Raw genomic sequence first — 14830 nt, 5'->3', positions numbered from 1 at the left:
ATCGTCCAGTGAAAGCTTCATTTTATCAGATTTTACCCAGGCCATAGGAGTATGTTTCCTATGGCTTTTTTATGTATATTTTTATAAATTTGGAGGAAATATCTATGATCGCATGCAGCGCACAGCAAGTCGGAAAAAGTTACGGCGGAAATACCGTGTTTGAAAATATATGCTTTGAAATTCATGAGAGGGACAGGGTTGGTTTGACAGGAAGAAATGGAAGCGGAAAAACGACTCTGTTTAAATTGCTGGCTGGAGCAGAAGTCCCGGATACAGGCAAGATTCATTGGCGAAAGGGGTGTGAGATTGGCTATCTGGCACAAATTCCGGACTATCCGGCAGGTATGAAGGCAATTGATGTTTTAAAAACAGCTTTTACTTATCTGCTGGAGATGGAAAAAACAATGAAGAAAATGGAACAGCAATTGGCAAATGAAAATGTTCCGGATCAATTAAATAAACTTATTGGAGAGTATGGAGAGCTGCAGGATCAGTTTGCACTGAACAATGGTTATGAAATGGATAGCCAGATAGAACGCATCTCAAATGGCCTTGATATCAGCAGTCTTCTGAACAAGGATTTCAGCATTCTAAGCGGTGGTGAAAAAACAAAGGTATGTCTCGCCCACATGCTCCTGAAAAGCCCGAATCTGCTTCTGCTGGATGAGCCGACCAACCACCTGGATATTAAGGCAGTGGAATGGCTGGCTGATTTTATAAAGAATTATGAAGGGACAGTAGTGCTCATTTCACATGATCGCTATTTTTTAGATGAAACGGCCGGCAGGATTCTGGATTTGGAAGGTGGAGAGATCACTCTTTACCAGACAAACTATTCAGGCTTTGTAAAAGAGAAAGAAGAAAGGCTAATGAGAGAGTTTCAGCAATATGAGGAGCAGCAAAAGAAAATCAAGAAGATGAAGGAAGCCATCAAGAGGTTAAGAGAGTGGGCCAATCAATGCACTCCGCCTAACGCGGGCCTTCATAAACGGGCAAGCAGCATGGAAAAAGCCCTCCATCGGATGGAGAAGCTGGACCGGCCTGTATTAAACCGCAAAAAAATGAATATGGATCTTGAAGCATCTGAACGGAGCGGAAAAGATGTGGTCTTGATGAAAGAAGTAAGCAAGTCTTTTGGGAGTAAGCACTTATTCCAAAACGTCAGCATACACATCCAATTCCGCGACCGGACAGCTATTGTGGGGGATAATGGGACTGGAAAATCGACTTTGGTCAAAATGATCCTGGGAGAGCTAGAACCTGATGCAGGGGAAATTCGCAGAGGGAGCAACCTGAAAGTCGGCTATTTGTCACAGCATGTTTTCGCAGATGCAGATGATCAATCGGTGATTGATGCCTTTAGGGAAGGGCTTGCTGTAACAGAGGGAGAGGCACGCCATATTCTGGCCGGTTTCCTCTTTTATGGCTACACTGTTTTTCGTAAAGTTTCACAATTGAGCGGCGGTGAAAAAATGAGGCTTCGTTTGGCTCAGCTTATGCACAGGGACATTAACTTTCTTATTCTTGATGAACCGACCAATCATCTTGATATCGAATCTAGAGAGGTACTCGAAGAGGCATTGGAAGAATTCAATGGAACCATTTTGGCTGTCTCCCATGATCGTTACTTTATCAATCGAATATTCAGCAAAATATACTGGATTGATCAAAAAGAACTTCATTACTATGAAGGGAATTATGATCGGGCCAGAAAGAAAATGGATGAGAAGTGGAGAGCAGTGATGGAAGTTCCTCCTGTGAAAAAGGCTAAAATAGCAGCTGTTTCTCCGAAAAAAAGGATAAAGTGCAGGAAACAGAGGAATTGGAAAACGCAATTGAACAACTTGAAACAACTCTTATGAAATTAGAAACGGTTCTGGAATCGGAAATGGACCTGGAGAAACTGCAAACATTTTATAATGAAAAAGAAGAGCTTGAAAAGAAGAGGGAAGAGCTGTACAGGAAATTGGATGCTATTTTATAAAGAAAAGTTAAGGCTAACAAATGAGTTAGCCTTTTTTTATGCATTTTATCGAATGAATATAAATTTTTTTCAAATAAACCTTTCAGTTTTCATCTATTTCCTGTATAGTAATATACAAATTTGAATAATTATTTAAATCTGAATAATTTCACGAGATTTTCTTTTAATAATAAGATCTTTCAAAAGAAGAACCGCTATTCAATATTGAATAATTTTTTCGGAGGACCCAAATGAACAGCTTTTTCATGGATTGGAATAATGACAAAGAAGTCATATCTTCAATGGAAGAAGACATTATGGTTACTAATGCAGACGGCATAATTATAAAAGTCAGTAAAGGCAGCGGCAGTCATTATGGCGTTGAACCGGAATCTCTACTCGGCGAATCTGTTTATGATCTGGAAAGAAAAGGGGTCTTCAAGCCTGCGATTACTCCTGAAGTATTAAAGAAAAAGAAAAAGTCATTCTAGTGCAAAAAGCCGGCTCAGGAAAAAAGATCCTGGTTACTGGTATTCCCGTATTCAATGAAACTGGAAAAATCGAACATATTGTCAGCTATTCCTACGATGTTTCAGAGCTTCTTGTTATAAAAGAATACCTGAACAGTGTCGAAGAAGAAATGGCAAGGGTGAAGAGCGAGCTGGATCTCCTGCGCAATAAGAGCATCAAATTGGATGGCATGATAGCTGACAGTCTGGCGATGAAAAATATAGCCGAAACCATCAGAAGAATCCGGGATGTAGATGTCACAGTCCTGCTCCTGGGTGAATCTGGTGTCGGAAAATCGGCTCTCGCCAAATGGATTCATCAAAACAGTACGAGAAAAGACGGACCGTTCATAGAAGTAAACTGCAGTGCCATTCCAGAATCCATCTTTGAAGCTGAGTTTTTCGGGTATGAAGGCGGTGCTTTTACAGGGGCAAAGAATAAAGGAAAAATGGGATTTGCTGAAATGGCAAAAGGAGGCACGCTATTTCTTGATGAAATTGGCGAACTTTCAGCCCATCTGCAGGCAAAGCTGCTGAAATTCATACAAGACAAGCAGTTTTATAGAGTGGGAGGAACAAAGCCTGTTCAGGCAGACTTTCGGCTCCTTGCGGCTACAAATAAAGATCTCGAGAAAGCAGTTGAATCCAAGGATTTCAGGCAGGACTTATTCTTCCGGCTGAACGTGGTGCCATTGAAGATACCGCCTTTAAGGGAGAGGAAAGAGGATTTGTTTGCGCTCATTCATTATTTTCTCCACTCTATCTCCAAACGGCATAATCGGGAAAGGCAGCTGGAAAGACCCCTGGTCGATCACTTACTGCAGCTGGAATGGAAGGGAAACGTAAGAGAACTTGAAAACCTGATGGAACGCCTTATCGTGACAAGCACCAGCCTGATGATCACGAAAGAGGACCTGCCTTATGAATACCATATGCAAGGAAAAAAGATGGTTTTATAGATTTTGAGGGGCAATCTCTTCCTGCTATTTTGGAAGATGTAGAGAGGAAAGTATTAATCAATGCAAGGAAGCGTTACCGAACCACTACTGAAATAGCGGGGGCCCTGGGGATCAGTCAGCCTTCAGTAGTAAGAAAATTAAAAAAATATGATTGTTAATACATACTTTGGCATGAATATTGCATTAAAGAATAGCAGAGCAAATATAGCATTTACATCTTATGCAGGATTCAGGAGGGGTTAGTATGAACGAAGAAAATTGGAGTCATCTTGTCGGAAATATTTCAAACTTATTGGCACCAAGCATGGCAAAGGACCACCCGAATTTGCCGGTGGTCAAGGCGGAAGGCTGCTATTACTACGGAGTCGACGGAAAAGAGTATTTGGATTTTACATCAGGAATTGCAGTGGAGAATGTTGGCCATCGTCATCCTAAGGTTGTACAGGCCATTAAAGACAGTGCAGATCATTTGGTGCACGGCCCGTCAGGCGTTATCATCTATGAATCAATTTTGCGGCTCGCAGATGAACTTGGAAAAATCACGCCGGGAAATCTGGATTGCTTTTTCTTTGCAAACAGCGGGACAGAGGCAATTGAGGGTGCAATTAAATTGGCAAAGTATGTTACGCGGAGGCCCTATGTTGTCTCCTTTACAGGCTGTTTCCATGGAAGGTCGATGGGGGCACTCAGTGTATCTACATCGAAGAGCAAATACCGCAAGTTTCAGCAGCCGTCCTGGCTGACCTATCAGCTTCCATATGCGGATGAGCGCGATTGCCCTTTTGGTGAAGATCCTGAGGAGTACTTCCCAAGAAAGCTGGAAAAGGATGCTGAAACCCTGTTCAAGCATCAGGTGGACCCTGAAGAGGTTGCCTGCATGATCATTGAACCGGTTCTAGGAGAAGGAGGCTATATCATTCCTCCGAAGAAATGGATGCTGAAGATCAGGGAAATATGTGACCGGCATGGAATCCTGCTGATATTTGATGAAGTGCAAACAGGCTTTGGGCGTACTGGAGAATGGTTTGCCGCTCAGGCATTTGATGTTGTGCCGGATATCATGGCGATTGCAAAAGGAATCGCGGCAGGGCTGCCGTTAAGCGCAACTGCAGCATCAAAAGAACTGATGGAAAAATGGCCGCTGGGTGCCCATGGAACAACCTTCGGCGGAAATCCGATTGCCTGCTCTGCAGCTTTAGCTTCTCTTGAAATACTAAAAACGGAGAATCTTTTGGAAAACGCAAAGCAGATGGGAGAGTATGCATTAAAGAAATTACAGGATTTAAAAGCCGAACATCCTGCAATTGGCAGTGTCAGAGGGCTGGGACTGATGATTGGCATTGAAATAATCGATCCGCAAACCGGAAAACCGGATGGAAAAGCGGTAATGGATATTCTGAACTCTTCACTTGATAAAGGCGTCCTCTTCTATCTCTGCGGAAATTCAGGGGAAGTGATTCGGATGATTCCGCCGCTTATCGTAACAAAGGAGCAAATCGACCAGGGACTGAAAGTATTGGAAGAAGCACTTACAGAGCATGAAGCAGTTGTTTCCAATTCATAAGGAGGTATGAGAATGAAAGCTGAGACAAGGGTTAAGACGCAGGCTGTCACAGGAGAGTATTGGAAATTTATCATTCCATCATTAATTGGGTCGCTCCTATTTCTGGTTCCAGTTAAATTTCAGGGAGACGTAACCATTGGTGTTGGTATTTTAGCATCACTAGTAGGTAATGCGTTCAGTGAGCGGATGCCTGCCATTATCATTTTCATTTTAGGAGTATCGGTTTTTCTTTCCATCCTGACAAAAGCAGCAAAACCCGCATTTATACTGGATAATAAGTTTTTAAAAGGATTATTTGATACCGGCAAGTTTGGATTAACCATGAGAATTCTTGGATTCGCAGCAGGAATCATGACTTTGTTTGAGATCGGGCCTGAATTTATCTGGTCACGGAATACAGGCGGAGTGGTTCTTTATGACCTGGCTCCCGTTTTGCTTACGTGGTTCCTTTTTGCCGGCATCCTTCTGCCGCTTTTAGTGGAATTTGGATTAATGGAATTCATTGGGGCACTTGTCCAAAAATTTATGAGACCATTTTTTACACTTCCCGGACGGTCATCCATCGATTGCCTTGCGTCCTGGATGGGCGCCGGAACTGTAGGTGTTTTGGTTACCACGAAGCAATATGATGAAGGCTTTTATACAAAAAGAGAAGCAGCGGTCATTGCGACGACCTTTTCGATTGCATCAGTTGCTTTCAGTCTTGTTGTTGCGAACGTGGTTGGCCTTGGGCATTTATTCATTCCCTTTTATTTAACCGTTTCTGCAGCTTGTGTCGTGGCAGCATTGATTATGCCTAGAATTCCGCCATTATCCCGGAAGCCGGATACCTATTATGAGCCAGTAGGACAGCAGATTGATGAAACCATTCCGGAAGGGGTTTCGAAATTGAAATGGGGATGGGAGCAGGCAATTGATAAAGCCAGGAATGCCCCGGGTCCCAAAAAGCTATTAACCAATGGGATCGAAACCGTTTTAGATATTTGGATGGGACTGATTCCGCTTGTTATGAGCTTGGGAGCAGCAGCCCTGATTATTGCGGAATACACGCCTGTATTTGAGTTTATTTCATACCCGCTCATCCCTGTTTTGGAGTTTATGCAATTGCCGGAAGCAGGAGCAGCAGCACAAACTATGCTTGTTGGCTTTGCTGATATGTTCCTTCCTGCCGTTATCGGAAGCGGGATTGAGAGCGAGCTGACAAGATTTGTCGTGGCGGGCTTGTCATTAACACAATTAGTATACATGTCTGAAATCGGGATCCTGATCCTGCGTTCAAACATTCCGCTGAGCTTTATGGATTTATTCGTTATCTTTATTGAAAGAACGGTTATTACGTTACCTGTTATTGTACTGATTGCACATGTTTTTGTATTTTAGTTGGAAGGAGGGTGGCAGGTAGCCTGCCCTCCTTTTCGTTATATTAATTTTCTTAAAAGTTCAAAAAGGGCAATATATTATTGGGGCATGTCTCATATCTTATATAGAATCTGCATTATATAAGGAGAGGCGCAATGAGTAAATTCTTCAAAGGAGTCATATTGCTTGCACTGGCTGCTTTTGCAAGCGAATGTATAGAGTTTGTGGTAAATATGGTGCTTGCCCGGGAACTGGGGGAGAGGGGACTCGGCATGTACATGTCGATTTTGCCGACCATATTTCTAATTGTGCTGCTGGCCAGTTTTGAGCTTCCAATCTCTATTTCCAAGTTCATAGCTGAAAAGGATAAAAGGTATCATCTCAGTATGCTCCATCATGTCATCAAGCTGACCATTATCTTTACAGCGGTTTTGGTTCCGATTGCAGCGGCAATCATTCCGTTTGTCAGTGTCTTTAATGAGTACCATCCGCTCCTGAGATGGGTTGTAATCGGGTTCATCCCAATCGTGTCTTTTTCCTCAATTGCCAGAGGCTTTTTCATGGGCAAGCATCAAATGGGGAAAATTGCAGCCTCCAATTTTCTGCGCAAATCCGTTCAGCTCCTTCTGCTCGTGGTTCTTTATCAGGCCTTTCAATTTGATGTCAATACAGCAGTCTTTATTGCATTTTGTACGTTTGTAGGAAGTGAGATTGTTGTTTTTCTCTATTTGCTGAATATGTTTATTATCCAGTATCACCGTATTAAAAAAGAGCCATCTGAGTTTGTAAGCGGAAGTAGTGTCAGGCAGAACTTAATCTCTGTTTCAGTGCCGACGACTGCTTTGAGAGTTTTCCATGCCCTGACACATGCTGTTCAGCCATTCTTGATTAAGGGGGCGCTTTTAAAGGCAGGAGTGCCGGGCGAAGTCGCAACAGAACATTTTGGAATGCTTGCTGGTGTCGCCATGACGATCGGTTTTTCCCATCCTTCATTGCCCATTCATTTTTAATCATGCTGATTCCGACAGTCTCCAAAGAATATGCGGATAAAAATCTGGAGGAGCTTCGGAGACTTCTTCAGCAGGTGTTCTTTGTCACCTTTTTATACGGGATCCCATCGGTCGTTCTTTTCTATTTTTTTGCACGGCCGCTGACCGAGGTGTTTTTCCACTCCACAGATGCAGCCGTTTATTTACAGCTGCTGTGGCCATTTTTTCTGCTCCACTTTTTCATTATCCCGATGCAGGCTTATTTAATCGGCCTGGGCCTCATGAAAGATGCGTTTTATCATTCAGTATGGTCAACTGTTGTTTCATTTACAGCCATGTTCGTGCTTGGATCCATGCACAGCCTGCAGATGGACGGTATTATAATGGGCATGAATATGGGAGCTGTCCTCCTGGCCATGATGCATTATGTAACAGTATGCAGAAAAATTGGCCTGACACTCTATCTATCGCCAGCCAAGCAGTTTAATTGAAAATGAGAAAGCATCTCCCGTCATGGGCAGATGCTTTATTTTTTGTCCTCATTTTTTCCCCGAATTTGCTCTCAATCGTTTGTTCATCTCCGTACAGGATGATATGATCTCCCTCCTGAATCTCAGTGATAAGCCGGTCTTTTCTGATCTTTATTTCACCTCTTTGGATGTACAGCACATTAATATCTTCGTCATCTTCAATCAATTCCCTTAATTCTTTACCAATGAAATCGCATGATTCATTGATGGTATAGTCCAATACATGATCCGTATCATCCGTAAGCAGCGCTTCTCTTATCGGGAGATCGCGAAAATCATAATGTTCTTCGAGCTCATGCTCCAGTTTCCCCGAAAGATAATCGCGCACTTTAGGAATCTTTAAAATAAAAATAACCAGGATCAGGACAGCGGCGACGACCGAGATCTTGGCAGTAAAGAATTCATCTGAGAGGATGCTGCTGATTGCCGAAATGATTACTGCCAATGAAAAGGCGCCAAATAAAATTAAAAAGGCTCCGAACCTTCTGCGGATTGGATGGTCGATAATCAGTTCAGATTCCCCGGTTGTAAAACCGGTTCCTGTCAGCATGCTGATCACCTGAAATCTCGCAATAGGCTTATCCAGCCCGGTATATGTGAAGATCAGCGTATGAATTTCGATAACAGCCAAAACGATTCCCAAATAAATCAGGATGAAAAGAACACCCATCTTGCTTCCTCCGAAAATTTAGAATTATGTAAAAAACCTAAGGAAGCCAGTCCTTAGGTCATTGCTGTACGGTTTCGTTATAGTAATTCACTGAATACATGGCACCTTCGTCAACCATTTTATTATCTTCAATATTATGCGGGTCCGGGTGGCCAAGTTTTTCTTCAGGCACTGTATCATTTATAAATCGGTTCGGAAGCAGGCCTTTCATCTTAACTGCAAGAGACTGAACCTTATTTCGATTATTTTTGCTTGCCAACAATAAAATACTTGTAATGCCAACACCGGCTAATAGATATGGATTTAACGGACGAGAATTCATGATTATGCTCCTCCTTCAAATAATTGGATTTGTATGTCTTGGTGTTTATTTACCCGGCGTAATTAAAAGCAAACATTTAATCTTTATTACATTGTTTCCAGTGCTAGAAATAATTACACCTTATGAATGGTTTTATTCAGGCAGCAAGAAGGGAATTATGTATTAAATATAAATAAGGATACGATGTTAGGAAGGAAGATGGGGATGGAAAAAGAATATAACGAAGATAACTGGAAATGGCACCGTTACGATCATTTGGAGGAAATAGATTACCAGGTGGCTGGTGACTATAAAGATGTCTTAAAGGAATGGGCCAAGAATACATCCGAGAATAAAACAAATGTAATGAAAATTGATACTTCAGTCCGCGGTAAGGAATTTATTAGCGGTTCGCTCATTTATCAGCAAAAAACAAAGGAGCAGCATGAAAATAGTTTGTTCCACTATTTTCTGACAAGGGATTTTCTCATCACTGTCAGCTTTGATTCGTCTGTCATTCAGTCTGATGATTCATTGCTATTAAAAAAAATGGATTATACCCATAATGCTATTGATGGATTTTTCGTGATTTTAGGCGAAATCCTAAGTGATAACATCCAGAAGATTGATAAGTTTGAAGTACGGTTAAATGAGCTGCTATGGAAAATAAAAGAGAAAAATAATATTAACCGCCTGGAGGAAATCTATGAGCTCCGTCACCAGATCCTGGTTTGGAAGAATATTATGATTCCTGTTAAGGAAATCAGGCTGGGTGTAGAAGAGACGTTTGGTGAAGGTGTCACCGATGGAACTGAATTTAAAAGAACGTGCAAGCGAATTGAAAGGGGCTATACGCTGGTGCGGGAGTATCAGCAGGAAATTGATGACCTGGTTAATTTTGAAGAAATGGTATCCATGCACCGGGGAAATGAAATCGTGAAGACACTCACGGTCATTACCACCCTTATGACTCCGATCGCAACATGGGGAGCGCTCTGGGGTATGAACTTCAAAGTTATGCCTGAACTGGAATGGAAGTATGGGTATTTGTTCTCCATTATCATAATCATCGCTTCTACCGCAGCCCTCTATATCATGCTTATTAAAAAAGGCTGGATGGGTGATATCCTAAGGGGAAAAAAGAAGAATTCATTCTTCAAATAAAGGAATGCCGTTAGAATGCGGCATTCCTTTCGTTTAGTAAATGATCCAGTGTTACTTTAATCCCAGCCTCGTATGATGTTTTAGGAAGAGTGCCAATTCTCGCTTCATATTTACTGCCGTCCAATATAACAGGTGTCTGATTCAAATACATCAATTCTGTATATTCTCTCATCATGGGATCAAATAGGCCGATTGCACGTATCATCCATTTATGGACAGGTCTGAAGGAAACGCCTCTGCTAAGATGCTGAGATACAATACTGGCTATTTCTTCTCCGGTAATGGTTCCTGCACCAGGGATATTCCAAGCTTCACCATATGAGTTTTCATTCAATGCAAGCTCGGCTAATGCTTCTGCTCCATCTTTAATGAAAATGAATTCTCTCGGTATATTGGTTTTGCCGACAAACATGCCCTTATTCTTTTCAATAATTTGGCTGAGAGTATAGTGTAAGAGTGTGTTTCCTGTATGAGGACCGTAAAAGTCAGGGAAGTGGGCAATGATATATGGTACCCCTGATCTTTTAATAGTCTCAATCAAGTCCTGGCGCAGCATGCCTTTTTTCGTGTGCGGATTCTTGGGAGAAACTTCGTTTGCAGGGCTGGATTGAAGACCATAGGAGTATATATTATCAGCATATATAAAAGGCTTATGATGTTTGCTGCAGGCCTGCAGGATATTATTTAAGATAATTGAGAGTGTGGGATCCCAGTCCGGGTAAGGGATATTGATGGCATGGAACACTGCATCTGCTTCGGACACTGCTTTCTCAACATCATCTGGATTCAAGGCATCACCAGCATGGATAACAGCATTTTGTCCCCAGCTTTTTTTAAAGTTAAGAAGGTTTTCGTTAGACCTTGCAAAAGCGATAGTTTTAATATTTCTGCGGCATAATGCTTCTGTCAAAGCATAGCCCATTCCGCCTGTTGCTCCTAATACTGCAGCTGTTTTCATCATTTGTCATCATCCTTTTTATTTAATTGACCACTGTTCAATTGAGTGGAAAAATGAAAGAAATGCGATAACATTTCTTTAACAAATTGCTTTTATTAAAAATTGGGCATGTGAAGAGGCGAGTTCCTTCACTTCTTCAAATGTGGTTTCCGTTCTGCAATAATGTGTGACAAAGCCGTGCAGACTTAGAAATACAGACCAAATATCCTTTATGGAGAGAGATTTGGGAGCGAGTGAATTAACCGCTTGTGCAAAATGCAGGTAGCTTTTGTTTGGCCCTTCATTTAGATAGCCTTTCACATCATCATCACGTATTAAAAACATCAGCTCATAATGTTTTTGATGGGTCAGGCCAAATTGTATATAACGGTAAAAAATGCTGAAAAGCTTTTGTTCATTGCTATCTGCAGATTCTCTCAGGACACTGGCGAGGACTTGATCAAGTTTTTGAAAATCGGCTTCAACAATTTCATAAAATAATTGAGCCTTGTTTTTGAAATGATAATAGATGGCACCATGGCTGCACTGAAGGGTGTCCGCAATTTTTCTCATGGATGCTGCGGCATATCCTTCCTGAACAAACAGGTCACGTGCTACAGAAATAATGGCTTCTTTTGTTAGTTCGTCATGGGCTGATTTTCTTGGACTCATGGAATCACCTTTCGTTATTGAACACTGGTCAATAAAATTATATGATGATAGGATATTTTTGGCAATGTTTTTTTACTATCTATCCAAATAATTTTAATTAGCCATCAGCTTTTGATATGCTTTAATAAAACAGGAGGGAACAACATGAATGAAACAAAAACATGCAGAGAATCTTTTACGGTAAAAACAAGCATTGTGCTTCCGCCAGACACGAATACATATGGAACACTATTTGGCGGCAAGCTAATGGCTTATATTGATGATGTGGCAGCCATCGCGGCGATGAGGCACGGGAGAAGAAATGTCGTAACCGCTTCTACAGATTCTGTTGACTTTCTTCATCCGGTTTATGAAGGCAACTCAGTCTGCCTGGAGGCCTTTGTGACCTATACAGGCCGGACATCAATGGAGATCTTTGTAAAAGTAATTGCAGAAGACCTGCTGACCGGGGACCGAAATGTGTGTGCTATGTCCTTTTTGACAATGGTTGCGGTTGACGAGAATGGAAAGCCGACTCCGGTGCCGGCGGTTGTGCCTGAGACAGATGAAGAAAAGAGCTTATATGAATCAGCAAAAGAACGTGCGGAAATTCGCAAAAAACGGAGAAAGGACAGTGAAGCCAGGGCAAAGACATACGGTACAGGTCTGCCCTGGTAAATAAGGGGGAGAATAATGGGTTCCAAAGTGATGCATAGCATCATCAACAATGAAATTGCATCCAGAATGAAAATAGAGGACAGAGCAGCTTTTTTATTGGGGGGAATAGCACCAGACGCTGTTTCTCCCAAAGGGATCTTTCCCATTTTTATAAAGGGAGAACGGATGATTATAAGAGTATTGTTTATAAATACAGGAATATAAGTCATTCACCTTACATCCTCGGCTATTACATCCACTTAATTGCAGACCATGTCTGGCTGACAGGATTCTATCTTCCCAGGCTGAAAAACAGAATGGAAAAAGATGACGAGGTCTTACCCGCTATCATAATGATTTTCGCCTGTGTAATGCAAAGCTCTCTGGACATTACGGCCCTATGAAATTTGAACCTGCCAGACTTAGAAGAGATTTCTTCCAAACAAGTCAGCTTATTTCTTCCATTTGTTTAAAACGAATTTGAATACGATAAAAAGGACGCTGAGAAGCCCCTTGAAGTGTTTATATTTCAGCAGATTGTCGGATACGTTGAAACCTCTGCAGAGCTGGGGATTGCAGAGTTGAAGAAATTCTTGCTTTTAAAAAATAAACTCCTCATTTCTTCCTAGCTTGTATCACATAATCTAGTAAAATAGATTTAACTTTCAGAATATTAACTCTTATTCCTTGATAATCCTTTTCCTTCCTCTTAAGTTAGACGTGTATAACATAACTGAAGGAGGATGAATATGAGAAGAGTTTTGAAAGCTAGTGTCCTAATGCTTTTAAGTATTTTACTAGTTGCCGGAACCATGCCTTTAACCGGGCAGGCGAAAAAGCCGAAGCCTGATGATGGCTATGGCGGCTATAGCCAGGTTGATGTTGGCAAGGACGGAATGGTGGCTTCAGCCCATCCGCTGGCATCAAAAATTGGGGCAGATGTCTTGAAAAATGGCGGTAATGCCATCGATGCGGCTGTCGCAGTCCAATTCGCCCTTAATGTTGTGGAACCAATGATGTCCGGAATTGGCGGGGGTGGTTTCATGATGGTCTATGATGGCAAAACGAAAGAAACCAGCATTATTAACAGCCGTGAGCGCGCTCCAGCAGGTGCCGCACCAGATATGTTCCTGGATGAAAACGGAAAGCCGATTCCATTTGCGGAGCGTTCAACTGGCGGTACGGCAGTCGGTGTGCCCGGCACATTGAAAGGATTGGAAACGGCCCTTGAAAAATGGGGAACACGCCCTATGCAGCAGCTGATCGGCCCTGCCATTAAGCTGGCAGATAAAGGATTCCCAATAGATTCTGTATTAGCCGATGCGATTGCCGATAATCAGGACAAGCTTGGCAGAACAGCTGCCGGCAAAGTGTTTTTGCCTAAGGGCGAACCTATTGAAGAAGGGGAGCGTCTAGTACAGAAGGATCTTGCAAAAACCCTGAAGATGATACGTGCTGGCGGGACAGACGCTTTTTATAATGGGAAAATCGCAGAAGCTCTTGCTGGTGTGGTGCAGGATTTTGGCGGATCCATGACACCTGAAGACCTTGCGGGATATGAAGTGACTATTGATGAGCCTATTTGGGGAGATTACCAGGGGTATGAAATTGCGAGCATGCCGCCCCCAAGCTCTGGCGGAGTGTTTTTGCTGCAGATGCTGAAGATTCTGGATGATTTTAATCTATCACAATATGATTTAAAATCCTGGGAGAAATATCACCTGCTTGCTGAGACCATGCATCTTGCCTATGCAGACCGCGCCGTATATGCAGGAGATCCAGAGTTTGTAAATGTCCCAGTCAATGGGCTGCTTCACCCTGATTATATTAAGGAGCGCCAGGAACTGATCAGCCTGAATGAAGTGAATCCAAGCCCGGAGGCGGGAGATCCTTGGAAATATGAGAACAGTGAAGCCAATTATGAAGCAGCTGAACAGCCGAATGACCGCCAATACGGTGAGACCACTCATTTTTCTGTAACGGACAGATGGGGAAATGTTGTCTCTTATACCACAACGATTGAACAGGTATTCGGAACAGGAATCATGGTTCCAGGCTACGGGCTGATGCTGAATAATGAGCTGACAGATTTTGATGCCGTACCGGGCGGGGCAAATGAAGTCCAGCCAAACAAGCGGCCTTTAAGCTCGATGACCCCGACGATTGTCTTTGAAGATGGAGAGCCTGTCCTGACTGTCGGTTCACCAGGCGGCCCAACGATTATAACATCAGTACTGCAGACGATCCTTTACGCCATTGAATATGACATGGAGCTAAAAGCAGCAGTTGAAGAACCGCGAATCTATACAAATAATCTGAATTCCTACCGCTATGAAGAGGGCATTCCTTCAGAAGTTATTAATAGGCTAAAAGGGATGGGGCATAGCTTCGGTCCGAGTCCGACCACGATTGGAAACGTCCAAAGTATTTTGATCGACCGGGACAAAGGAATTTTCAAAGGTGTGGCAGATTCAAGCCGCAATGGTGCTGCCATTGGTGTTGATTTGAAAGGAAAAGGGAAAAGCAAATAAGATTTGTGAGAATAGCGCCTTATCAATAAGGTGCTATTCTTTTGAT

General features: G+C 42.4%; 12 protein-coding genes and 2 pseudogenes. 10 read left to right on the top strand and 4 right to left on the bottom strand.

All coding sequences use genetic code 11. The features are described 5' to 3' along the window. The first annotated feature begins 104 nt into the window (after positions 1-104). From abc-f to M5V91_RS16590, 6 genes and pseudogenes are all read left to right on the top strand, one after another. Positions 105-1862 carry a ribosomal protection-like ABC-F family protein gene (gene abc-f, locus M5V91_RS16610; RefSeq protein WP_369425893.1) on the top strand — a complete coding sequence of 586 codons (1758 nt, stop codon included), beginning with the start codon at positions 105-107 and terminating at the stop codon, positions 1860-1862. Continuing rightward, entirely contained in the window at positions 1823-1984 is a 162-nt protein-coding gene (locus M5V91_RS30555; RefSeq protein ID WP_369425892.1) for a hypothetical protein, read from the top strand. Before abc-f ends, M5V91_RS30555 begins: the two co-directional genes overlap by 40 nt. A gap of 230 nt (positions 1985-2214) precedes the next feature. After that, a pseudogene (locus tag M5V91_RS16605) lies at positions 2215-3589 on the top strand (sigma-54 interaction domain-containing protein). A gap of 86 nt (positions 3590-3675) precedes the next feature. Next, complete coding sequence (locus M5V91_RS16600) at positions 3676-4995, top strand: aspartate aminotransferase family protein (RefSeq protein WP_217025774.1); 1320 nt, start codon at positions 3676-3678, stop codon at positions 4993-4995. Positions 4996-5007: 12 nt separating this feature from the next. After that, the gene (locus M5V91_RS16595; protein ID WP_217025773.1) at positions 5008-6375 is read left to right on the top strand and encodes a YjiH family protein; all 1368 of its coding nucleotides are present in this window, start codon (positions 5008-5010) and stop codon (positions 6373-6375) included. Positions 6376-6509: 134 nt separating this feature from the next. Continuing rightward, positions 6510-7834, top strand: a pseudogene (locus tag M5V91_RS16590) (polysaccharide biosynthesis protein). Here M5V91_RS16590 and M5V91_RS16585 read toward each other — a convergent pair. Both M5V91_RS16585 and M5V91_RS16580 read right to left on the bottom strand, forming a co-directional pair. After that, positions 7827-8543, bottom strand: a complete 717-nt coding sequence (locus M5V91_RS16585; protein WP_284521345.1) for a TrkA C-terminal domain-containing protein — start codon at positions 8541-8543, stop codon at positions 7827-7829. The pseudogene M5V91_RS16590 and the gene M5V91_RS16585 sit on opposite strands and share 8 nt — an antisense overlap. Positions 8544-8601: 58 nt before the next feature. After that, on the bottom strand, positions 8602-8865 hold the full coding sequence (locus M5V91_RS16580) for a YbyB family protein (RefSeq protein ID WP_251173990.1): 264 nt from the start codon (positions 8863-8865) through the stop codon (positions 8602-8604). Positions 8866-9069: 204 nt separating this feature from the next. Here M5V91_RS16580 and M5V91_RS16575 point away from each other — a divergent pair, with 204 nt between their 5' ends. Next, the gene (locus M5V91_RS16575) at positions 9070-10008 is read left to right on the top strand and encodes a magnesium transporter CorA family protein (protein WP_019382571.1); all 939 of its coding nucleotides are present in this window, start codon (positions 9070-9072) and stop codon (positions 10006-10008) included. 10 nt (positions 10009-10018) lie between these two features. Here M5V91_RS16575 and M5V91_RS16570 read toward each other — a convergent pair whose 3' ends face one another. Further along, on the bottom strand, positions 10019-10969 hold the full coding sequence (locus M5V91_RS16570) for an SDR family NAD(P)-dependent oxidoreductase (protein ID WP_019382570.1): 951 nt from the start codon (positions 10967-10969) through the stop codon (positions 10019-10021). Positions 10970-11044: 75 nt separating this feature from the next. Next, positions 11045-11617 (bottom strand): TetR/AcrR family transcriptional regulator, encoded by a 573-nt coding sequence (locus M5V91_RS16565; RefSeq protein ID WP_251267257.1) that lies wholly within the window; start codon positions 11615-11617, stop codon positions 11045-11047. Positions 11618-11761: 144 nt separating this feature from the next. Between M5V91_RS16565 and M5V91_RS16560 the strand changes: the two genes are divergently transcribed. The 3 genes from M5V91_RS16560 (at position 11762) to ggt (ending at position 14784) form a co-directional block, all read left to right on the top strand. Next, a complete protein-coding gene (locus M5V91_RS16560) occupies positions 11762-12274 on the top strand; it encodes an acyl-CoA thioesterase (RefSeq protein WP_009334951.1) in 513 nt (170 codons plus the stop codon). Positions 12275-12289: 15 nt separating this feature from the next. Further along, complete coding sequence (locus tag M5V91_RS30540; RefSeq protein ID WP_306219769.1) at positions 12290-12478, top strand: hypothetical protein; 189 nt, start codon at positions 12290-12292, stop codon at positions 12476-12478. Positions 12479-13002: 524 nt separating this feature from the next. Then, complete coding sequence (ggt, locus tag M5V91_RS16550) at positions 13003-14784, top strand: gamma-glutamyltransferase (RefSeq protein ID WP_251173988.1); 1782 nt, start codon at positions 13003-13005, stop codon at positions 14782-14784. Positions 14785-14830: the final 46 nt, after the last annotated feature.

Origin of the sequence: Cytobacillus pseudoceanisediminis (assembly GCF_023516215.1) — a bacterium.
GTDB lineage: Bacteria > Bacillota > Bacilli > Bacillales > Cytobacillaceae > Cytobacillus > Cytobacillus pseudoceanisediminis.
Note: the sequence above shows the minus strand (reverse complement) of the source record. Positions and strands in the feature narration are given on the sequence as shown.